General features: G+C 63.4%; 20 protein-coding genes and 2 tRNA genes. 13 read left to right on the forward strand and 9 right to left on the reverse strand.

Annotated features, from left to right (window positions below; genetic code table 11):
* Positions 1 to 6 precede the first annotated feature (6 nt).
* The 4 genes from C481_RS16705 to C481_RS16720 all read left to right on the forward strand — a co-directional run bounded on the left by C481_RS16705 (position 7) and on the right by C481_RS16720 (position 5,390).
* The gene (locus C481_RS16705; protein ID WP_006110500.1) at positions 7 to 2,637 is read left to right on the forward strand and encodes an alkaline phosphatase PhoX; all 2,631 of its coding nucleotides are present in this window, start codon (positions 7 to 9) and stop codon (positions 2,635 to 2,637) included.
* Between the two features lie 4 nt (positions 2,638 to 2,641).
* On the forward strand, positions 2,642 to 3,493 hold the full coding sequence (locus C481_RS16710; protein ID WP_006110501.1) for a hypothetical protein: 852 nt from the start codon (positions 2,642 to 2,644) through the stop codon (positions 3,491 to 3,493).
* Positions 3,494 to 3,538: 45 nt separating this feature from the next.
* A complete protein-coding gene (locus C481_RS16715) occupies positions 3,539 to 4,876 on the forward strand; it encodes an O-acetylhomoserine aminocarboxypropyltransferase/cysteine synthase family protein (protein WP_006110502.1) in 1,338 nt (445 codons plus the stop codon).
* Positions 4,877 to 5,003: 127 nt separating this feature from the next.
* A complete protein-coding gene (locus tag C481_RS16720; RefSeq protein ID WP_006110503.1) occupies positions 5,004 to 5,390 on the forward strand; it encodes a DUF7522 family protein in 387 nt (128 codons plus the stop codon).
* Positions 5,391 to 5,512: 122 nt separating this feature from the next.
* Here the strand turns inward: C481_RS16720 and C481_RS22755 are convergent, their stop codons facing one another.
* Positions 5,513 to 5,800: a hypothetical protein gene (locus C481_RS22755; protein ID WP_083860929.1), complete on the reverse strand. Its 288-nt coding sequence runs from the start codon at positions 5,798 to 5,800 to the stop codon at positions 5,513 to 5,515.
* 320 nt (positions 5,801 to 6,120) lie between these two features.
* Here C481_RS22755 and C481_RS16725 point away from each other — a divergent pair, with 320 nt between their 5' ends.
* Positions 6,121 to 6,639, forward strand: a complete 519-nt coding sequence (locus C481_RS16725) for a DUF5813 family protein (RefSeq protein WP_049904728.1) — start codon at positions 6,121 to 6,123, stop codon at positions 6,637 to 6,639.
* A 15-nt stretch (positions 6,640 to 6,654) separates the two neighbouring features.
* Here C481_RS16725 and C481_RS16730 read toward each other — a convergent pair whose 3' ends face one another.
* The 3 genes from C481_RS16730 to C481_RS16740 all read right to left on the reverse strand — a co-directional run bounded on the left by C481_RS16730 (position 6,655) and on the right by C481_RS16740 (position 8,353).
* Positions 6,655 to 6,885, reverse strand: coding sequence for an Lrp/AsnC family transcriptional regulator (locus tag C481_RS16730; protein ID WP_006110508.1), 231 nt, complete (start codon positions 6,883 to 6,885; stop codon positions 6,655 to 6,657).
* Positions 6,885 to 7,610 (reverse strand): potassium channel family protein, encoded by a 726-nt coding sequence (locus C481_RS16735; protein WP_006110509.1) that lies wholly within the window; start codon positions 7,608 to 7,610, stop codon positions 6,885 to 6,887. Before C481_RS16735 ends, C481_RS16730 begins: the two co-directional genes overlap by 1 nt.
* Before the next feature lie 467 nt (positions 7,611 to 8,077).
* The gene (locus tag C481_RS16740; RefSeq protein ID WP_006110510.1) at positions 8,078 to 8,353 is read right to left on the reverse strand and encodes a PadR family transcriptional regulator; all 276 of its coding nucleotides are present in this window, start codon (positions 8,351 to 8,353) and stop codon (positions 8,078 to 8,080) included.
* A 322-nt stretch (positions 8,354 to 8,675) separates the two neighbouring features.
* Between C481_RS16740 and C481_RS16745 the strand changes: the two genes are divergently transcribed.
* The 3 genes from C481_RS16745 to C481_RS16755 all read left to right on the forward strand — a co-directional run bounded on the left by C481_RS16745 (position 8,676) and on the right by C481_RS16755 (position 11,622).
* On the forward strand, positions 8,676 to 9,389 hold the full coding sequence (locus C481_RS16745; protein WP_006110511.1) for a queuosine precursor transporter: 714 nt from the start codon (positions 8,676 to 8,678) through the stop codon (positions 9,387 to 9,389).
* Positions 9,390 to 9,467: 78 nt separating this feature from the next.
* Complete coding sequence (locus tag C481_RS16750) at positions 9,468 to 10,577, forward strand: aminopeptidase (RefSeq protein ID WP_006110512.1); 1,110 nt, start codon at positions 9,468 to 9,470, stop codon at positions 10,575 to 10,577.
* A 430-nt stretch (positions 10,578 to 11,007) separates the two neighbouring features.
* Complete coding sequence (locus C481_RS16755; RefSeq protein ID WP_006110513.1) at positions 11,008 to 11,622, forward strand: DUF309 domain-containing protein; 615 nt, start codon at positions 11,008 to 11,010, stop codon at positions 11,620 to 11,622.
* 97 nt (positions 11,623 to 11,719) lie between these two features.
* On the opposite strand, the gene azf is transcribed toward C481_RS16755, so the two are convergent.
* Positions 11,720 to 12,463 (reverse strand): NAD-dependent glucose-6-phosphate dehydrogenase Azf, encoded by a 744-nt coding sequence (gene azf, locus C481_RS16760; protein WP_006110514.1) that lies wholly within the window; start codon positions 12,461 to 12,463, stop codon positions 11,720 to 11,722.
* A 139-nt stretch (positions 12,464 to 12,602) separates the two neighbouring features.
* Between azf and C481_RS16765 the strand changes: the two genes are divergently transcribed.
* Positions 12,603 to 12,995: a dihydroneopterin aldolase family protein gene (locus C481_RS16765; RefSeq protein WP_006110515.1), complete on the forward strand. Its 393-nt coding sequence runs from the start codon at positions 12,603 to 12,605 to the stop codon at positions 12,993 to 12,995.
* Between the two features lie 150 nt (positions 12,996 to 13,145).
* The gene (locus C481_RS16770; RefSeq protein WP_006110516.1) at positions 13,146 to 13,625 is read left to right on the forward strand and encodes a DUF5790 family protein; all 480 of its coding nucleotides are present in this window, start codon (positions 13,146 to 13,148) and stop codon (positions 13,623 to 13,625) included.
* Positions 13,626 to 13,652: 27 nt separating this feature from the next.
* Here the strand turns inward: C481_RS16770 and C481_RS16775 are convergent, their stop codons facing one another.
* Positions 13,653 to 14,390, reverse strand: coding sequence for a creatininase family protein (locus tag C481_RS16775; RefSeq protein WP_006110517.1), 738 nt, complete (start codon positions 14,388 to 14,390; stop codon positions 13,653 to 13,655).
* A 107-nt stretch (positions 14,391 to 14,497) separates the two neighbouring features.
* Here C481_RS16775 and C481_RS16780 point away from each other — a divergent pair, with 107 nt between their 5' ends.
* The gene (locus C481_RS16780) at positions 14,498 to 14,842 is read left to right on the forward strand and encodes a DUF5789 family protein (RefSeq protein ID WP_006110519.1); all 345 of its coding nucleotides are present in this window, start codon (positions 14,498 to 14,500) and stop codon (positions 14,840 to 14,842) included.
* A 30-nt stretch (positions 14,843 to 14,872) separates the two neighbouring features.
* Here C481_RS16780 and C481_RS16785 read toward each other — a convergent pair whose 3' ends face one another.
* Together C481_RS16785 and C481_RS16790 are read right to left on the reverse strand one after the other, a co-directional pair.
* Positions 14,873 to 16,795, reverse strand: a complete 1,923-nt coding sequence (locus C481_RS16785; RefSeq protein WP_006110520.1) for an ABC transporter ATP-binding protein — start codon at positions 16,793 to 16,795, stop codon at positions 14,873 to 14,875.
* A 103-nt stretch (positions 16,796 to 16,898) separates the two neighbouring features.
* Positions 16,899 to 17,408: a DUF192 domain-containing protein gene (locus tag C481_RS16790; protein WP_006110521.1), complete on the reverse strand. Its 510-nt coding sequence runs from the start codon at positions 17,406 to 17,408 to the stop codon at positions 16,899 to 16,901.
* A 60-nt stretch (positions 17,409 to 17,468) separates the two neighbouring features.
* On the opposite strand from C481_RS16790, the gene C481_RS16795 reads away from it, so the two are divergent.
* Positions 17,469 to 17,542, forward strand: a tRNA-Val gene (locus tag C481_RS16795).
* A gap of 336 nt (positions 17,543 to 17,878) precedes the next feature.
* Here C481_RS16795 and C481_RS16800 read toward each other — a convergent pair.
* Positions 17,879 to 18,325 (reverse strand): DUF7344 domain-containing protein, encoded by a 447-nt coding sequence (locus C481_RS16800; protein WP_006110522.1) that lies wholly within the window; start codon positions 18,323 to 18,325, stop codon positions 17,879 to 17,881.
* Between the two features lie 223 nt (positions 18,326 to 18,548).
* Between C481_RS16800 and C481_RS16805 the strand changes: the two genes are divergently transcribed.
* A tRNA-Phe gene (locus C481_RS16805) sits at positions 18,549 to 18,622 on the forward strand.
* Positions 18,623 to 18,758: the final 136 nt, after the last annotated feature.

The following is an 18,758-nucleotide window of genomic DNA, read 5'->3' on the forward strand; positions in this document are numbered from 1 at the left end:
GAGTGCATGGTCGAATACACCAGGCGGACGCTGATGGCATCGTCGACGGCGGCGGCGCTCGGGGCGGGATTACTCGGGACGGCCCACGCGGACGATGGGGAGGACGAACACGACACGAAGACGGCACCGTACGTCAACGGGAACATCAAGCGGTTCTCGACGACAGCACGGGGAGCGGAGGTTACGGGCCCGTTCGTCTTCGAGACGGGCGAGTTGCTCTACAGTCTCCAGCATCCGAGCGGCGACAACCCTGCGCCGTTCGACCGCGGCGGCGTCGGCGTCGTCGACGATTTCCAGTTCACGTTCGACGGGACGAGCGACGAGTTCGACGAGCTGGACGCGCCGCGGACCAACGCGGAACAGGCCGAAGTACAGTCCGCCGCCGGCCAGTATCGGCTCCTCGTTCAGGCGGGAGACGAGATCAACGGCGGGACCGAGCGCTTCGGCCACCCGCAGACGCCGGCCGGCGAGGACCTCGGCGACATCGTCGAGGAGAATTACGAGGGCATCGGCGAGCAGGCCGACATGAACTTCTTCGTCGCGACGAACGACGACGGCACGGAGGGCTACCTCTTTACCAACAACGAGACGCGACCGGGGGCGATCTCGCGGACGCCGCTGTACCGCGACGCGGACGGCTACTGGCAGGCCGACCTCGAGAACGCGATGGAACTCGAAAACACCGACGCGTTCCGCGCGATCGGCGGCACGAAGATCAACTGCTACGGCGACCTCAGCCCGTGGGAGACGCCGCTGTCGGCCGAAGAGGAGTACGGCCACGCGCGGATCAACGGCCTCGCGACGGTCGGCGACATCGTCGAGCAGGGAAGCGGCGTCGGCCTCCGCGGGGGAAGCGAGTTCTGGAACCGACCGAACATCCTGGACGTCGAGAACTCGCTCGAGGAGATCTTCGGCGCGGACAGCTGGTACCCGATGGGGCTGAGCAACAACAGGGGGACCGAGAAGATCGCCTACCACCTCGGCGCTGAGCCGGTCGACATCGCCGACGGCGAGAACACGCCCCAGCCCATCGAGGACGAGGTGTTCCCCAACCGCTACCGCTACGGGAAGATCGTCGAGATCACCGATCCGACCGCCGACGAACCGACGCCAGTCAAACACCACGTCTTCGGTCGATCCGCCTGGGAGTGCCCCGAAGTCCTGCCCGACGAGCGCACCGTCTACCTCGCCTCCGACGGCGGAGCGAAGGGGATCTACAAGTTCGTCGCCGACGAGCCGATTCCGGCGTACGACGACCCGATGGACGTCCGCGGCACGCTGTACGCGATCAAGGCGAGCGAGATCGGCGAAGGCACGGTCGGCGAAACCGACCTCGCCGTCGAGTGGCTCGAACTCGGCACCGCCAGCAACGCCGAGGTCGAGTCCTGGATCGCCGAGTACGACGACGTGACGCAGGTCGACTACCTCGAAACCCACGCCGAGACCGACTGGGAGGACGACCTCGAGACGGCGCTCGCCGAGGCCGACGAGGAGGTCGCCATCAACGGCAACCAGGATTACATCACCGACGAGGAAATCGTCGAATGGGCCGCCCAGTACGAAGAGCGCGGTCCCGACGGCGTCGACGACGACCTCCGTCGCGTCCCCTTCCTCGAAACCCGCGCGGCCGCCAAGGAGATCGGTGCCAGCATCGAGTTCAACAAGGCCGAGGGGATCGACTCGCACGACGAGGCCGCACCCGGCGATTTCATCTACTTCGGCATCTCCTCGCTCGGCGGCTCCATGACCGACGACGAGGGACAGCTGCGGTTCGACGAGGTCGACACCGGCGTCGTCTACCGCGCCGAACTCGAGTCGGATTACAACGTCTCGCGGCTCGAACCGGTCGTCGTCGGGCCGAACGCGAGCGATTCGGAGTCGCTGCAGGACGCCTCGCTCATCAACGTCGACAACGTCATGGTGATGGACGACGGACGGGTGCTGCTCTGTGAGGACAAGGGAAGCTTCGGCCGTTCCTACCCCAACGACGCCATGTGGGTGTACGAACCCCCGGCGGTGATCCGCGTCGACTCGCTGGCGGTCAGCCAGGAGGCGACCGGCGAGATCGACCTGACGCTGTCGTCGCTGCCGAACGGCATCGCAGGCGGTCGCGTCACCGTGGCCCTCGAGCACACCGACGTCGCGTCGATTGCGGACGCCACCTACGGCGACGGATTCGAACTCACCGCAGCGCCGGAGATCAGCGAGGACGGCTCCGCGGTCGAGTTCAGGTTCGCGGACATCGAGAACGAGATCGAGCCGGGGACGACGGAGACGACGCTGGCGACGATCGAACTCGAGGGCGTCGGCGCGGGAGCGACGGACGTGACGGTCGAGGTCCACGATCTGGACGACGATTCGGGGATGCCGATCGAACCGCAGCGCCGGCCGGGCGTCGTCGTCACCGGCCCGCCGCCGATCGGTGGCGGCCCGGGCGGCGGTTCGCCGACCGACCCGGACGGCGACGGCAAGTTCGAGGACGTCAACGGCAACGGCCGGGTCGACTACGACGACGTGGTCGTGCTGTTCGAGAACATCGACGACGACGCGGTCCAGTTGAACGAAGACGCGTTCGACTTCAACGAGAACGGCCAGATCGACTACGACGACACCGTCGCCCTTTACGACGAGCTGTAAGTCGATGTATCGCCACGATAGCGAGCCGGTTTCGGAGACGCAAACCCGGTCGCGCAACCAGAGTCGGCGCCGAATCGCGGACGCGGACTGGTCGCGCCGACTCTCCCGAGCGGTCCTCGCCGCCCTCGCGATCGGGATCGTCCTCGGACTCGGCGTCGTCGCCCCGGTCAGCGGTGCCGGATCGACCGCCGCCGTCGCCTCGACGGGAACCGATGCGGCGGGAGCGGCGAACCTGGCCCCCAGTACCGTTACTGCTACCGCCACCGCAGGCGACCCCGAACTCGTCGTCTCCAACGGGACGATCGCTCCCGGCGACACCGGCACGCATCGCATCGCGCTGACCGACGCGCCGGATGGACTCGCGGGGTACAAACTCGAACTCGAGTTCAGTTCGGAGGGCGTGGCGACGGTCACAAACGCCAGCTACCCCGAGCGGTTCGGGCTGACGACCGACCCCATCGTCAGCGCGGACGGCCAGTCGCTCACCGTGGAAGCCGCGGATCTAGACGACGAGATCACGGCCGGTGCGACGAACGTCACGCTGGCGCGGATCGATGTCGACGGCGTCGAGGCGGGAACGACCGATCTGCAGGTCGCGGCGATGCAGATCGACGCCGACGGTGGAAGCCCTGTCGAACCCGCGATCGAGGCGGGAACCGTGACCGTCGGTGATGGTGGGACCGAGGCGGGACACAACCAATCCGCCGACGGCGACGCGGAATCCGACGGGAGTGGAACCGAAAGCGGCCCCCTCGCCGACACCCCAGCCGAGTCGCTGCCCGGCTTTACGGGGACACTCACGCTCGTCGCGGTTGTGGCGGCGATCGCAATCGGGACGGCCGCTCGCCGGGATTGACGCCATCTAGTGGCTTTACGCGCTTCGGCCCTGAACCGTGGTGGCATGGGAGACGACCCCACTGACCACCGGTTCGCCACGAACAGCATCCACGCCGGGCAAACGGCCGATCCGACGACGGGGGCGCGCGCACCGCCGTTGTACCAGACGACCTCCTACGAGTTCGACGATACGGATCACGCCGCCGCCCTGTTCGGCTTGGAGGAGTTCGGCAACATCTACTCGCGGATCATGAATCCGACGAACGCGATGTTAGAGGAGCGCATCGCCGAACTCGAGGGCGGCGTCGGCGCGCTCGCCACCGCGTCGGGAATGGCCGCGTTCGATCTCGCGACCTTCATCCTCGCGGACGTGGGCGACAACATCGTGTCGGCCTCCTCGCTGTACGGCGGCACGTACACGTACCTCACCCACACCGTCGCAAAGCGCGGTATCGAAACGAAATTCGTCGACACGCTCGACTACGAGGCCTACGCGGACGCGATCGACGACGACACCGCCTTCGTCCACCTGGAAACGATCGGCAACCCCGCGCTCGTCACGCCGGACATCGAGCGCGTCGCCGATATCGCTCACGAGCACGACGTGCCGCTGTTCGTCGACAACACCTTCGCGACGCCGTACCTGTGTCGACCCCTCGATCACGGTGCCGATCTCGTCTGGAACTCGACGACCAAGTGGCTCCACGGGGCCGGCTCGACCGTCGGCGGCGTGCTCGTCGACGGCGGCTCGTTCCCCTGGGAGGAGGGCGACTATCCCGAACTCACGGAGCCGAATCCGGCCTACCACGGCATCAACTTTCACGAGACCTTCGGCGAGCAGGCCTTCGCCCTCGCCGCCCGTACGCGCGGCCTGCGCGACCTGGGCAACCAGCAGTCGCCGTTCGACGCCTGGGTAACGCTGCAGAAACTCGAATCGCTGCCGCTACGGATGGAAAAACACAGCGAGAACGCGATGGCCGTCGCCGAGTACCTCGCGGATCACGCGGCGGTCTCGTGGGTCAACTATCCCGGCCTGGAGAGCCACGAAACCCACGAGAACGCCCGGAAGTACCTCGTGGGCGGTGAGGCGAGCAAAGCGAGCCGGTCCTCGGCGGACGGGACGTCCGCCGTCGGCTACGGCGGCATGATTACGTTCGGCCTCGAAAACGGGTACGAGGCCGCCGAAACCGTCTGCAACGAAGTTGAACTCGCCAGCCTGCTCGCAAACGTCGGCGACGCGAAGACGCTGATCATCCACCCAGCGAGCACGACTCACCAACAACTCACCGAGGAAGAGAAACTGGCGAGCGGCACCACAGACGACCTCGTCCGACTCTCGGTCGGAATCGAGGATGTCGACGACATTATCGCCGACCTCGACCGGGCGATCGAACAAATCTGATACGGGCTGGCAGTCAGTTCTGGCGCACCCGCGACCCGTCGTCGGTTGCGCCGGGAAATCGGAATGGTAGACCGTACGAATCGTCCGGGAGACGAGAGATTAAGGGCTCCGCGTCCAACGATCCACCATGGCCACGAACCTTCTGACCCCGGGAGCCACGGACAAAATCATCACGACCTGCCGAACCGCCATCGGCGATAGCCTCCGCTCTGTCACCTACTTCACCCGCGACGATTACGAACAGCTCTACCTCCGCGACGACCTCGAACGCGACGCCGACCTCTCGACGTTCATCGGCCACGAGTGGCGCGGCTTCAAGACCGTCCAGACCGCCTACGAACGCTCCGAACTCGGCGAGTACAACTACACCATTCGCGTCTTCGACAACGGATTCTTGCTCCGCGTGACGACCGACAGCGACGGCGTCATCATCACCACCGACGGACTCACGCTCAAGGACTTCGAGGAGGTCGCGACCGCGCTGAACTCGGTGCTCCCCGAAATCGGGGCGTAGATCTACACTCCACACTCCGAGTGCAGTTCGCGATCGAATGCGCGAGGAGACGGAGAGCAGTGGACGATCGGACAGGAGCCGAAAAGCGGTTGGCGTGGCGAATACTCGGAGGTGAACGGCCGTTAGTCCTCTCGTTTCGTTCCGGATGTCGGCGCTTCCTGTTCTGGGGTCGAAGCCGCGTGATGGGTGATTGCATCCGGATTGGAATCCGGATCCGGGTCCAAATCCGAATCTGAATTCGAATTCGAATTCGACTTGGGATCGGACCCCAGACGGGAGGGAGACCCGGACGCGCGCACGGGATGCCGACGCGAACCGGCGCCGATCGGCAGCCCGGAACCGGGATCACCATCAGTTCCGAGCAGTCGCGCAAACCGGCGGCGTTCAGCGGCGTGTCTATCGAGATCCATGCCGACGAAACACGTCGATATCGGTTGTAGTTATGCGCGCCATTTACCCCGGAAACCGGGGACTGCGATCGTGAAACATCCCGCCTTCTGCTGGCGGTTACCCGGTGTAACAGTTCCCTACACGTGACTCTCACCGCGAGCAATCGCTCCGGAAACGCACGAAGAAACCAGTGGCTTCCTACTCCGGAGACAATTACCGTCTCACGTGCACGGACGGCGAAACGCCGTCTCCGAAACGGGAACTGATCTCCAAAACGGGAACCGAGCGCGCAGCGAACGTAACACCCTTTCCGACGAGACGCGTTTTCTTACCCACGCTCATGACGACACTCCCCGATCCCATCGATCGCGAACTTGCGGCACACGAGGATTTCGAAGCGGTCGACGACGATCGCTACGCGCTCACGACGACGGTGTTCGACGCAATCGTCACAGCAGCGGATGCAGCAGGAAAACGCGACGGGCGGGTGACGATCACGGTGACCCTGCCGACGCTCGACGCCGCCGTCGCGGGGGAAACTGTCGCGCCAGTCGTCGCGGACGGCTGGTTCGAAACCCTGGAGCGGCGACTCGAGGACGTGTTTACCGTCGCCCAGACGGATACCCACGACGAGCCGCAGATCGACCGCGACGCCGGTGCTGTGACGGTCGCCCTCGAGTTCACCGCCTGGGATGCGCGGGACGGCGTCGAGGATGCCAAAGCACTCATCGAGTTCGTCGAGGGGACGTTCGCACAGGGAATCGTGCCCGGCTACGAGTACAGCGGTCCGGCGGCGACGCTGCTCGAGAGTGCACAGGATCGCGGCCAGCAACCGCAAAACAGCGATACGCCGATGTGACCGGACGGTGCCGCGTTAGTCCATCGCGATGTACGTTTGCGTGTCTTCGACGCCGTCGATGCCCTGTATCTGTGTCGCCGCGATTTCCTTGACCGCGGCGGGCGTCTCGACGCGCGCCTTGGCGATAATATCGACGTCGCCGGCGACGATGTGTGCCGACTGGACGCCGTCGATCGCCGTCATTTCGTTTCGCAGTCGGTCCGCCTCGCCCGTGTTCGCTTTGACCATGACGAATGCTGTAACCATCAGTGGATCCCTCCAGTATCAGCGTCGATGCCGGAGTCGGCGTCGGCGTTAGCGGTCGCTTGCTGTGGGTCTTCGCCGACCAGCAACTGACGAACCTCGCTCAACACCGCGAAATCAGCCAGGACGATGAGCCGATCCCCGACCGCGAGCGACTCGTCTTCGGACGGAATTCCGAGCGGCTGCTCGTACTTGCCGAAGGCGAGAACCGTCGCGTCGGCCGGGAGTTCCAGTTCGCTGATCGTATATCCGTTGACGGGTGCCGCCTCGGTGATCGTCAACTCGACGATCTGCAGGTGCGGGGCGATATCCGCGATCGCGCGAATCGTCCCGCCGAGAAGGGCGTTCTTCGCGCCGATTGCCCCCAATCGCTCGGGGTAGATCACCTCGTCGACCGCATCCGCGTACTTGCGGTAGATACCCTCTCGATAGGCCTCGTCGATGCGCATGACCGTCCGACAGCCGTGGTACTTGGCGATCATACAGGCCGTGAAGTTGACGTTCAGATCGCCGGTCAGGGCACCGAGGACATCCGCTTGCGCGATGCCGGCCTCGTCGAGAACGTCCTCGCGCGACCCGTCACCCTCGACGACGGTGAACTCTTGCGTTCGGGCGCGCCTGATCATCGCCTCATCGCGCTCGATGATCGTCACATCGTGGTCTTCCTCGCGCAGGACACGCGCCGTCCGAAGGCCAACACGGCCAGCACCGATAATCACGAACCGCATGGACTGAGGTACGTTCGCACCCATCAATAAGGTTGTGCCACAGAATCACACAACGTGGGTCACGACGAGAACCGCTGCCGGTCAGTCATACCATCGTATTGATTTGTGTCATTACTCAGTGGAGATGGCTGGTTTAATGACTCCTGGGGACGAAACGGATCGTGTCCGGGTTGGCAACCACCTACCACCACAACCACCTACCGACCACCCGGACACACGGTCTCGATGCCGTTCTCGACTCGACGAGCTCCGGCTCTGGACGGTGACAGCGGTGACCTCGACCGACCGCCGGAGACACCAGCGGGAGCAGCGTGGACGAACGAGGAAGTGACTGTCTGCGAGTGGCTTTCCAGTCGCGTCACTGTCTTACGGATACCGAGCGGAGAGCGGTACGGAGGAAAACTCGGTAGCGAGGACGAGGCAGCGTCAGCGAACGAGTCGGCAATATATTGCCACAGGAGACGCGGTCAGGTCTCGACGTACTGGCGCTCCCACTGCCGACGGTCTTCGATCGCGCGTCGACCATCGTCACTGATCGCATAGTAGTTCGTTCGTCGATCGAGTTCGCCTTTCTCGACGAGTTCCTTATTGACAAGGGTGTCGAGGTTGGGGTACAACCGTCCGTGGTTGATCTCGGCGCTGTAGTAGGTCTCGATCTCGTCCTTTACGTCTTGGCCGGATGGCTGGTCCGCTCCTGCGATGACGTACAGGAGGTCCCGCTGGAACCCGGTCAGATCGTCCATGTTTCACCCATGTGATTACACCACGACACTGACTATTTGTTATCTATCGCGTATCTGGCCCAAGAACCGGGTTTCTGGCGGATTACTGCGCGTTTGAAGGCGCTACTCGAGACACCGGCCACACGGGGATCAAGCGCACGACCGCGATTCGAGGGAGGCGTTCCGAGGGCGGCATCCGGATGTTATCCGCGAATTTGACTCGAGTATACGGATTGCCTTGCTATCGAATGGCAAGATTAGCACGGCCTTGTGACCGCGTAATCCATCGCATAGCGGCTCCGGATAGTATCGTTTAGGTACGTCGGGCCGAGAGGCGGCGGATATGGACCACCAGCGTGCCACGCCGACGGTCGCCCAGGTCGCACTGATCGGCCTGTTCGTCACGGCACTCGTCACGGCGCAGGTGACGGCTTCGAAGATACTCGCGTTCTCGCTCCCATTTTCTCTCCCGGTTATCGGCGCGGAACTCGCCCTCCCCGGGGCGGCGCTCGCGTACGCATTGACCTTCCTTGCCAGCGACTGTTACGCGGAGTTGTACGGCCGGAAAGCCACGCAGATCGTCGTCAACGTCGGGTTCGCGCTCAATTTCGTCGTGCTCGCGCTCGTCTGGTCGACCATCGCGGCACCGGCCGCCGACCCGACCGTCGCAGCGGAGTTCGCAACGGTGCTCGGGGCGTCGACGAACGTCGTTCTCGGAAGCTTACTCGCGTACGTCGTCAGCCAGAACTGGGACGTGATCGTGTTCCACCGCATTCGGGCCTACACCGGCCGGGAGAAACTCTGGCTCCGCAATATCGCCTCGACGGCGAGCAGCCAGGCGATCGACACGGTCATCTTCGTCTCCGTGGCCTTCGCGATCGCACCCAATATCCTCGGCGTCGGCACCGTCATCGGCGAGAGTGCACTGCTCACGCTGATCGTCGGCCAGTACCTGCTGAAACTTGCGATCGCCGTGCTCGACACGCCCGTCGTCTACGCCGTCGTGTCGATCGTCCGCTCGCGGGATGGGGTTGGGTCGGTCGAGACGCCGTCGTAGCTGCTATCGCCGACTCACGACCCACGAACCATCGGTACAGACGATGACGATTTTATAGACCCGTCCACACGACTCCGTATGGACGACCGCATTCACGAACACGCAACCGTACTGGTCGACTGGAGCGCCCGCGTCGAGGCCGGCGACAACGTCGTCCTCTCCGTCGGGCCCGACGCACACGAACTCGCCGTCGCCGTCGCCGCGCGCCTCGGCGAACGCGGGGCCAACCTCCTCGCCACCTACGGCTCCGGCGAGATCACGCGCGCCTATCTCCGCGCACACGACGCCCAGGACCACGAGTTCAGCGAGGATCCGAGTCACGAACGCGCTTTGCTCGAGGAGACGGACGTCTATCTCTCACTGGGTGGCGGTCGGAACACGAGCGCGACGGCGGACGTGCCGGGCGACGTTCGGAGCGGCTATCGCCGCGCCCGAAACGAGATCCGCGAGGCGCGCTATGACACGCGCTGGGTGTCGACAGCGCACCCGACGCGCGCGCTCGCCCAGCAGGCCGACATGGCCTACGCGGAGTATCAGGACTTCGCCTACGACGCGATACTTCGGGACTGGGAGTCGCTGGCGGACGAAATGGCGCGCATGAAGGAGTTGCTCGACGACGGCTCGGAGGTCCGACTCGTCTCGGCGGGGACCGACCTGACGATGCGGATCGACGGGCGGACCGCGGTCAACAGCGCCGCCTCGGTCGCCTACGACTCGCACAACCTTCCGAGCGGGGAGGTGTTCACCGCTCCCGCCGGAACCGAGGGCGAGGTCACGTTCGACGTCCCGATGACGCTCCGCGGCGAGACCGTCCGAAACGTCCGTCTCGAGTTCGCGGACGGCGACGTCGTCGACTACGATGCCGACCAGGGTGCGTCCGTGATCGGCGACATTCTCGACGCCGACGACGGCGCTCGTCGCCTGGGCGAACTCGGGATCGGGATGAATCGTGGCATCGATCGCTATACGGACAATATCCTGTTCGACGAGAAGATGGGCGATACCGTCCACCTCGCGCTCGGACGGGCCTACGACGCGTGCCTGCCGGCGGGCGAGTCGGGCAACGACTCCGCCGTCCACGTCGACATGATCACCGACGTGAGCGAGAACTCCCGCCTCGAAATCGACGGCGAGGTCGTTCAGCGAAACGGCCGATTCCGCTGGGAAGGCGAAACGGATGCGGAGTAAGTGGGGCCAAATCCGGGACAGGGCCGGCGTACTGGACGTAAGCTCGCCGTAGTACGGTCGGCAGAGCGAGGCCGGCCTCACAGCGCAACGGAACCTACTGCATACTAATACGGACCCGCGTACTCGGATCGAGTACCGCCTCACCGGTGGCGGCGAGTAACCGGTTGAGAGTGCACCCGGCGTCCAGTTTCCGTCATGGTTCGTTTGCACTCTCCGTTCGACAGTTGTCTGCCCGCCCCGCCGGAGGCGGCACGTATCCGGCATTCCCCATTTCCGTTCCCCCACTTCTTTGCGTCGGTCTCGCAAGGAGTCGATCGTCGGCTTCCAGCCATCAAGCATCAGCCATCACCCATCACCCACAGCCACCCGAGAGTTCACTCCAGCAACCGACGACCGACAAACCCTCGGCGCTCGACCGCCAACCCCGACCATGCGCGATCAGCTCCGGGCCGGCATCGCCATCTACAACGACGCGTTCTATCACGCCGCCCACGACGTCTGGGAGCCCACGTGGCTCGATCTCGAAACCGAGACCGACGACGAGCAGTTACTTCACGGCCTGATCCAGACGAGCGCGGCAGTTCACCACGCCCACAGCCACAACTGGGAGGGAGCCGTCGGCCTGGCCGAGCGTGCACACGACTATCTCCGGGAGCTGCCGCCGACGTATCGCAACATCGAGCTTCAGCCGGTACGGTCGTTTCTCACGTCGCTCGCCGCCGATCCCGAACTCGTCGAACGGCGACGGCCGGTTCGAATCGAGCACGACGGGACAGTTCCGTCGCTTGTGACGCTCGATCTCGATTCGACGCTGATCGCAGCACCCGTCCTCGCCGAGGCAATGGGCTACGAGACGGCACCGATCGAGCGAGCTCGCGAGTACGCGGAGAGCGATCTCGAGGCCGGTGCGGACGACAGCCGATTCATCGCGTTGCTGTTCGACTTCGTCCGCGAAGACGACGCTCGCGGTATCGTCTACCAGCGACTGACGAGCCACGTTGAGCGACGACAAACCCGCGAGTCAGACGTAGAAGGGCTCTTCTGAGTTCGCCGTCGAACCCCGGTCGAAACGATACTCGTGTGAGTTGAACCGCACCCGACCGTCGGCGTCGCGTCAGTCAGCTCGTCGGCCCGCCGGCCCGTCAGTCGTGTCGCGCGGAATTATCCTGCGGCTCGTACCCCAGCGCCTCCTTCGCCCGCTCGATCGAGTAGTACTTACGGTCGTTATCCGAAATGCCGTAGACGATTTCGAACTCGTAGTCCGCGCGGATACAGCGGTCGAACAGGTGCGCACAGTCGCGGTATGACAGCCACATCGCCTGCCCGCGCTCGTAATCGATCGGCGGATGCCCCTCCGTAAGGTTCCCGATACGAACGCAGGCGACCGACAGACCGAACTCGTCGTGGTAGTACCGGCCGATCGATTCGCCCGCGGCCTTCGAGACGCCGTAGAGATTCCCCGGTCGCGGGAGTTCGGTACCGTCTAACAGGTAGTCGTCGTGTGTGCGGTACAGGTCTGGCGTCCGTTCTTCGGTCTCGTAAGCGCCGACGGCGTGATTCGAAGAGGCGAAAACTACTTTCTCGACATCGGCGTCGACGGCGGCCTCGAAGATCGTCTGCGTGCCGTCGATGTTATTCGTCAGGACGCTGTCCCAGGGCGCGTCCGGTCGCGGGTCGCCTGCGAGGTGAATCACCACGTCGACGCCGTCCATCGCCTCACGGACGGCCTCCTCGTCGGTGATGTCCGCGACGACGAACTCGCCCGGATGATCGTCAGTCATCGGGTCGCGATCCATCAGCCGCCACTCGTGTTCGTCCGCGAGGTCGGCGAGGATCGCCGTTCCGACGCGCCCCGCAGCCCCGGTAAGCAGGACCGACTGTGCCATTCGTACGATGGGAGGGAAAGCGACGATAAGAACCATGCGGTTCTGGATCGAGAGCGCCGCGATCTTCCTCGACTAACCCTCACGCGCACCCAGCCAGCCGATCGGAACGCCCTTCCTCCCGGCCCGCGAGCACACGGCTATGACCGACGACACCGAGGCGAACGAATCTACGACGCCGACGGCCGCCCAGACCGCCTGCTTCGAGGCCGGCATCAAATTTGGCTCGCTCTACCACCAGTTCGCCGGCACTCCCATCTCGCCCAGCAGCGCCCCGAGCCTCGCACGCGCGATGGAGGAATCCATCGAGAACCAGCCCCACTGCAGCGCCGTCACCGTCGACGTTCGCACCGACGAACTCGAACGCGAACTCGCCGACTCGACGGCCGACTACACCGAACTCACCGGCCGCTTTCTCGAAGTCGAAATCGTCGTCGACTACGAGGACCGCGAGGTCGTCACCCGAATGGCCATGGAGGACGGCTATCCGCTGATGGAACTCGTTTCCGTCGACGACCGCGAACCCGACGCGTAGTTCGACGCGTCCCGAACGGCATCCGCCACACGGTAAACGACCTGCCTTTCGAAACCCGTCTGCCGTTCGGGCGATACCGACTCGCTTCTCCCAAATTTCACTTTCACTTTCGGGCGACCTTTTAACCTCAGTCGGCGTGAACGTGGTGACATGAGCCAAGCGACGCTCGGCGACGACGAGGAACTGTTCGGCGAAGCAGCCAACGAGATGCGCGAGGACGTCGAATCCTCGCTTGCCGACGCCTGGGACGCACTCCCCGACGCGGACGACGTCTGGGAAGCCGACGCCGACAACGTCCTCGGCGTCCTCAACGCCCTCAATTCCGCGCTCGACCCGGGTGACGCCGAGTCCCACCTCCGCGACGCGAAGAAGTGGTTCACCATGGGCCAACGCGCCGACGCGTTCGAGGATGCGGCCGACCTCGAAGAAGAGATCGAAGCGCTCGAGGAAACGATCGCGGACATCGGCGACGCCGGCGAGCAGGTCGGCGACCTCACCTCGACGATCCCGGCACTCCGCGGGACGCTCGAGGACGCAGGCCCGACCGACGAGACTGAGTCCGACGAGGGCGACGAGACGGACGACGAAGCGACTGCCGACGACGAAGAAAGCGAAGACGACGCGGAGTAAGCGCGAAAGCGAAGCCCGGCCGACGCGCTATCGACCGTCCGGACGCGACACCTCCCGTTCAGCCACCGCGTCGAGCAACCGCGCCAACGAATCGGCTGCGAGTTCGAGCAGTTCCTCGCCTCGCTCTTTCTCACCCTCGGCCGGATCGCCGACGACGCCGTTCTCGCTGAACTCGGCCGAATCGTAGGCCAGATTTGCGTGACTCGTCCAGTCGCCCCAGCCGTCAGCAGCGCCATCGCGGGCCGTCTCAATCCGTCCTTCGCGGACGAGTTCAGGTGCGACGCGACGTAGGAGCGCGGTTTCGAGCGGCCCGCCGTGACCCATGTCCGCGGAGTGGCCGCCGACGGCCTCGAACCAGGTGAACGGGACGGCGTAGGCGTCGCCGTCGCGCGTGAGTCGAGCGCCGACCTCTCGGAGGGCATCGACGTTGCCGCCGTGGCCGTTGACGAGGACGACGCGCTCGATGCCGTGGTGAGCCAGACTCTGAACCGACTCGCGCACGTAGCTCCGAAAGGTATCCGGCGAAACCCACATCGTCCCGGGGAACTGGCGGTGCTCCTCGGCGATGCCGACCGGAATCGCCGGCGTGCGGATGACCGTTCGATCGACGCGTTCGAGTCCGGCATCGGCGACGGCCTCAGCGGTGAGAACGTCCGTCCCGAGCGGTGCGTGCGGGCCGTGCTGTTCCGTGCTGCCGACGGGAACGACCGCGAGTTCGGATTCGAGGTCGCGAACGTCGGTCCACGTGGCGGAAGCGAGATCCATGCGTGAGTAGGCTTCCCGTTCGACCATGAAACCGTCGGTGGTGCGACCGGACGTCGCGTGGCGAACGCAAGGTCAACCGGTTTCCGAATCATGGGTGAAATGCCACTATGAGCAACGACAACCGCGAACTCGGCGTCGAACTCGGCGACCTGGGCGACGACCTCGAATCGCTGGAGTACCCGATCGGCCACGACGAACTGCTCGAGAAATTCGGCGACGAAGAACTCGAGATGGGCGAGGAGACGACGACGCTCGAGGACGTGATCGGCCCGCTGAACGAAGACGAGTACGAGTCAGCCGACGCAGTCGAGGGCGCGATCATGAACATGGTTAGCGACGAAGCGATCGGACGGAAAAACTACAGCGACCGGACGCCGCCCGCGACCGGCGAACAGCGACAAGACGAGGGCGCGCCGGATCAGGAGGGACAGAGCGAACAGGAATCGTTCTAAGTTCCCCATCGGACACGAACCGAGAAGGACTCAGTCGTCGCTGATTTCCGTCCGCGCGTGCCGACGTTGGGCCCGCTCGATGAACTCCTGTGGCAGTTCGTCGATCTCGCCGGCCTGTACGCCCCAGAGGTGCGAGTAGAGACCGCCGTTTTCCAGTAGCTCGTCGTGCGTGCCGCGTTCGACGATCCGACCGCCCTCCAAGACGAGAATCTGATCCGCATCCTTGATCGTCGAGAGGCGGTGTGCGATAGCGAACGTCGTTCTGTCTGCCGTCAACTCGTCGATCGACCGCTGGATGAGCATCTCGGTCTCCGTGTCGACGTCGCTGGTGGCCTCGTCCAGGATCAGAATGTCCGGATCCTTGAGCACGGCCCGCGCAATGGCGACCCGCTGGCGCTGCCCGCCCGAGAGTTTGACGCCGCGTTCACCGACCATGGTGTCGTAGCCGTCCGGAAGGTTCTCGATGAAGTCGTGGGCTTCTGCGGCTTTGGCCGCCGCGACGATTTCCTCGCGGTCTGCGTCGAAGGTTCCGTAGGTGATGTTCTCCTCGACGGTACCGTAGAAGAGATAGGACTCCTGACCGACGTATCCCATCGATTGGCGGAGGCTGGAGAGGGAGACCTCGCGGATGTCCTGGTCGTCGATCCGGATCGCCCCTTCGTCCGTGTCGTGCAGGCGCAACAGCAGTTTGAGCACCGTCGACTTCCCCGCCCCCGTCGGACCGACGAGCGCGACCGTCTCACCGCCGGGCACGTCGAACGAAATATCGTCGATTATCGTCTCCTCGTCGGTGTAGCCGAAGGTAACGTCGTCGTACTCGACGCGGCCCGTTTCGATATCGAGCGGTTCGGCACCGGCGTCCTGTTCGATCCGACCCGTTTCGTCCATCAGACCGAATATGCGTTCGCTCGAGGCCTCCGCTCGCTGGTACATGTTGATCACCTGTCCGAACTGCGCCATCGGCCAGACGAGTTGCTGCGTGAGGAGGATGAACGTGGCGAACTCGCCGACATCAAGCGTTCCGGTAAACGGGCCGGGAGCGCCCTGAAACACCCAATAGCCGCCCACGAAGAAGGTGAGCACGAACCCGATTCCAGAGAGGACCTGGAGCCCGGGGAAGAACTTGATCCGAAGGTTGATCGCTCCCCAGTTCGTGTCGTAGTAGTTCCGGGAAACGTCCTCGACGCGGTCGGATTCGTATCCCTCGGTGTTGCTCGCCTTGATCACCTGAATACCGCCGAGATTGTTCTCGAGTCGGGAGTTGACATTGCCAACAGAGGAGCGAACGGCGGCATACTTGGGTTGGATCTTCTTGACAAAGACGTAGGTGAACGCGGCGATCAACGGCACCGGTGCGATCGAAATGAGCGCAAGTTGGGGGTTGATCGTAAAGAGCACCACGCCGACACCGACAACCATCACGCCAAGTCGAAACGCGGAGTTGAGGCCGTCGTTGAGGAACCGCTCGAGCTGGTTCACGTCGTTGCTCAGAATGGACATCATCTCGCCGGTCTGCTTGTCGGCGAAAAACTCCATATCAAGGCGCTGCATCTTGTCGTACGTCTCGGTCCGCACGTCGTGCTGGATGTCCTGTGCGAAGGAGTTGAACCCCCAGTTGCGGACCCAGTGAAACGCCGCGCCGACGAGAAACGACAGGGCGATGATGACGACCGTGAACGTAAACTGGCCGGTCGAATCCGTCGGCAGCCACCCATCCGGCACGAACCGAACGCTAAACGGCTTGTCTTGCAGGAAAATCGCGTCGATCGCGACCCCGAGCAAGATCGGCGGAATCAGATCGAGCAACCGCGCCAGCACGCTCCCGGTAATGCCGGCGGTCACGGAACCCCAGTACGGCCGACCGTACTCGAAGAGCAACCGCTTCATGGGACTATCGATGTTCTCCCGTTGCTCTTCGAACGGGTCGTCATCGTCCCAGTCGACACCACTCATTACACTCGTTTGAATGGACGGGCAGCAATAAGCATTTCCTACGAATCGAAACACCATAGTCGAGCGGACCGTTCACCGCGGAAAACTGATCGCTCGAAACGCGCTACATGAACTCGTCGCTGCTCTCCTCGTCGATCACCACCTCGTCACCGACCTCGATCCCCGTCTCGTTTGCGTATCCGCGCGGCACTTCGAGGACCCACTTGGCCTGGCCGGTGTACTGGATGGTTTCACCGTCTTCCCCCGATTCCGGCGCTCTGGCGTGCTCGATCGACGTGATTTCGCGATCCGCACCGACGAAGATGATATCGATATCGAAGTCCATCTCTCGCATGACGTAGGTCTGTTCGCCTTCACTCGCATGGACGAACAGCATACCCTCGCCCGACTCGAGCGAGTTGTGATCGCTCAGACCGGTATACCGTTCCGTGGCGCTGTCGGCTATTTCGGCCTCGACCGTCGCCTTCGGCTCGCCATCCGCGTCGAGAATGTAAACTGTCGCCCGGTCGGCCGCCCACGGCGCCGACACGATACCAGTCTGCACGACGAGAAAGCCGCCGAGTAAGAGGGCGATAATGACGAGCAATCCCTTCCAGGCGCGCTCGAAAACCATATCGACAGTGCGGCGTGAGAAAGTAAAGGTTATTCGGACGGGGGGACTTATTCCGGATGCGGGCTCGTGGTCTAGCTGGTCATGACGCGGCCTTTACAAGGCCGAGGTCGGTGGTTCGAACCCGCCCGAGCCCACTTCCTGCTGCGAGCAAACCCTCGAGCAGCAGGTGCGTGGATTGACGACGGTTCGAACGACGGAACGAGCGAACGATAGTGAAGCGAAGTTCAGGCGGTTCGAACCCGCCCGAGCCCATTTCTGGACGAACGACAACGAGTTCAGAACTATTTACGAGGGCAGTTCGAACCCTATCAGTCGCGCACAGCGTAGCGAGCACGTCTGATTTCGGTTCGAGCCCGCCCGAGTTCAGTGCGGCGATCCAAACGGGAATTCACAGTCAGTACTGAACTCGATAGGAGAGAAGACGATAGAGGGGGTAGTCGACTGCAAGAGAGGGGCAACAAGAAGCGCAGTTACTGTTTGAAGCGAGCGACGTTCTCGCGGATTTGGCTGAAGAATCCCTCACCGGTCTCGGTTTCGAGGGCAGCGTACAGTGTTGAGTTCTCCGGTTCGTCCTTGACGACGACGCGGAGGTACGATTCGAGTTGGTCGAAACTGTCCGCGAGGACGACGGTGTGGTTCTCTTCGTCGTGGTCAACGACGCCGGCGTCGGCCAGTTTCGGGACGTGGCACTGAACGGAGGAGACGTAGACGCTCTTGTATTCGTTCTTTGCGACCTCTTCAGGGGGAACATCGTGTTCCCAACCGGCGACCCGTTCTGCGAGTGTCGAGAGTTCGATCGGACTATCCTGGCCACGGAGGGCATACAGGAGGTATCGACGGCGACGGTTTGCCAGTAATTCGAGGATAGTGTCCGCCGAGAGGTTGGACTCCGCTTGGCTCGAGGTAAGTGCCCCCATAACATGATATTACCCACGAGTGCGGAAAAACGTGTCTTGAATATCTCTATATCCAACAGACGGGCGTTACCCCGAGCCATCGGTGACTGTATTCCGACCATTCTGGAGTGTTGGATAGCCTACTAGTGATGAGCGTACCAGGGGGAAGTATCACGAGGTAAACGTAATGACTGGATGCGATTCGAAATCCTTTTTTATGTCATGCCCGGAGATGCAAGTGCGCGCCGCCTTAGCTCAGACTGGGAGAGCACTCGACTGAAGATCGAGCTGTCCCCGGTTCAAATCCGGGAGGCGGCATGGCTTTTTCACTCGGCCAAGATTCACAAACCAGTAGCGCCGTATGGCGATTTTCTCGTGCGCGCTTAGATCTTAGCGTACGAACGATCTTCGCGTTCGTCCTCCAGCTATATCCAGAAGAGGATATGTGATTGTA

This window comes from Natrialba asiatica DSM 12278 (assembly GCF_000337555.1).
In the GTDB taxonomy this organism is placed as follows: Archaea; Halobacteriota; Halobacteria; order Halobacteriales; family Natrialbaceae; genus Natrialba; species Natrialba asiatica.

Bases quoted from the DNA above. Each gene is read 5' to 3' on its own strand.
- C481_RS16710 (WP_006110501.1), top strand. From the start codon at position 2,642: ATGTATCGCCACGATAGCGAGCCGGTTTCGGAGACGCAAACCCGGTCG.
- C481_RS16800 (WP_006110522.1), bottom strand. From the start codon at position 18,325: ATGGGGGCACTTACCTCGAGCCAAGCGGAGTCCAACCTCTCGGCGGAC.
- C481_RS16730 (WP_006110508.1), bottom strand. From the start codon at position 6,885: ATGGTTACAGCATTCGTCATGGTCAAAGCGAACACGGGCGAGGCGGAC.
- C481_RS16770 (WP_006110516.1), top strand. From the start codon at position 13,146: ATGAGCCAAGCGACGCTCGGCGACGACGAGGAACTGTTCGGCGAAGCA.
- C481_RS16785 (WP_006110520.1), bottom strand. From the start codon at position 16,795: ATGAGTGGTGTCGACTGGGACGATGACGACCCGTTCGAAGAGCAACGG.
- C481_RS16720 (WP_006110503.1), top strand. From the start codon at position 5,004: ATGGCCACGAACCTTCTGACCCCGGGAGCCACGGACAAAATCATCACG.
- C481_RS16725 (WP_049904728.1), top strand. From the start codon at position 6,121: ATGACGACACTCCCCGATCCCATCGATCGCGAACTTGCGGCACACGAG.
- C481_RS22755 (WP_083860929.1), bottom strand. From the start codon at position 5,800: ATGGATCTCGATAGACACGCCGCTGAACGCCGCCGGTTTGCGCGACTG.
- azf (WP_006110514.1), bottom strand. From the start codon at position 12,463: ATGGCACAGTCGGTCCTGCTTACCGGGGCTGCGGGGCGCGTCGGAACG.
- C481_RS16715 (WP_006110502.1), top strand. From the start codon at position 3,539: ATGGGAGACGACCCCACTGACCACCGGTTCGCCACGAACAGCATCCAC.
- C481_RS16705 (WP_006110500.1), top strand. From the start codon at position 7: ATGGTCGAATACACCAGGCGGACGCTGATGGCATCGTCGACGGCGGCG.
- C481_RS16775 (WP_006110517.1), bottom strand. From the start codon at position 14,390: ATGGATCTCGCTTCCGCCACGTGGACCGACGTTCGCGACCTCGAATCC.
- C481_RS16750 (WP_006110512.1), top strand. From the start codon at position 9,468: ATGGACGACCGCATTCACGAACACGCAACCGTACTGGTCGACTGGAGC.
- C481_RS16740 (WP_006110510.1), bottom strand. From the start codon at position 8,353: ATGGACGATCTGACCGGGTTCCAGCGGGACCTCCTGTACGTCATCGCA.
- C481_RS16745 (WP_006110511.1), top strand. From the start codon at position 8,676: ATGGACCACCAGCGTGCCACGCCGACGGTCGCCCAGGTCGCACTGATC.
- C481_RS16790 (WP_006110521.1), bottom strand. From the start codon at position 17,408: ATGGTTTTCGAGCGCGCCTGGAAGGGATTGCTCGTCATTATCGCCCTC.
- C481_RS16755 (WP_006110513.1), top strand. From the start codon at position 11,008: ATGCGCGATCAGCTCCGGGCCGGCATCGCCATCTACAACGACGCGTTC.
- C481_RS16780 (WP_006110519.1), top strand. From the start codon at position 14,498: ATGAGCAACGACAACCGCGAACTCGGCGTCGAACTCGGCGACCTGGGC.
- C481_RS16735 (WP_006110509.1), bottom strand. From the start codon at position 7,610: ATGCGGTTCGTGATTATCGGTGCTGGCCGTGTTGGCCTTCGGACGGCG.
- C481_RS16765 (WP_006110515.1), top strand. From the start codon at position 12,603: ATGACCGACGACACCGAGGCGAACGAATCTACGACGCCGACGGCCGCC.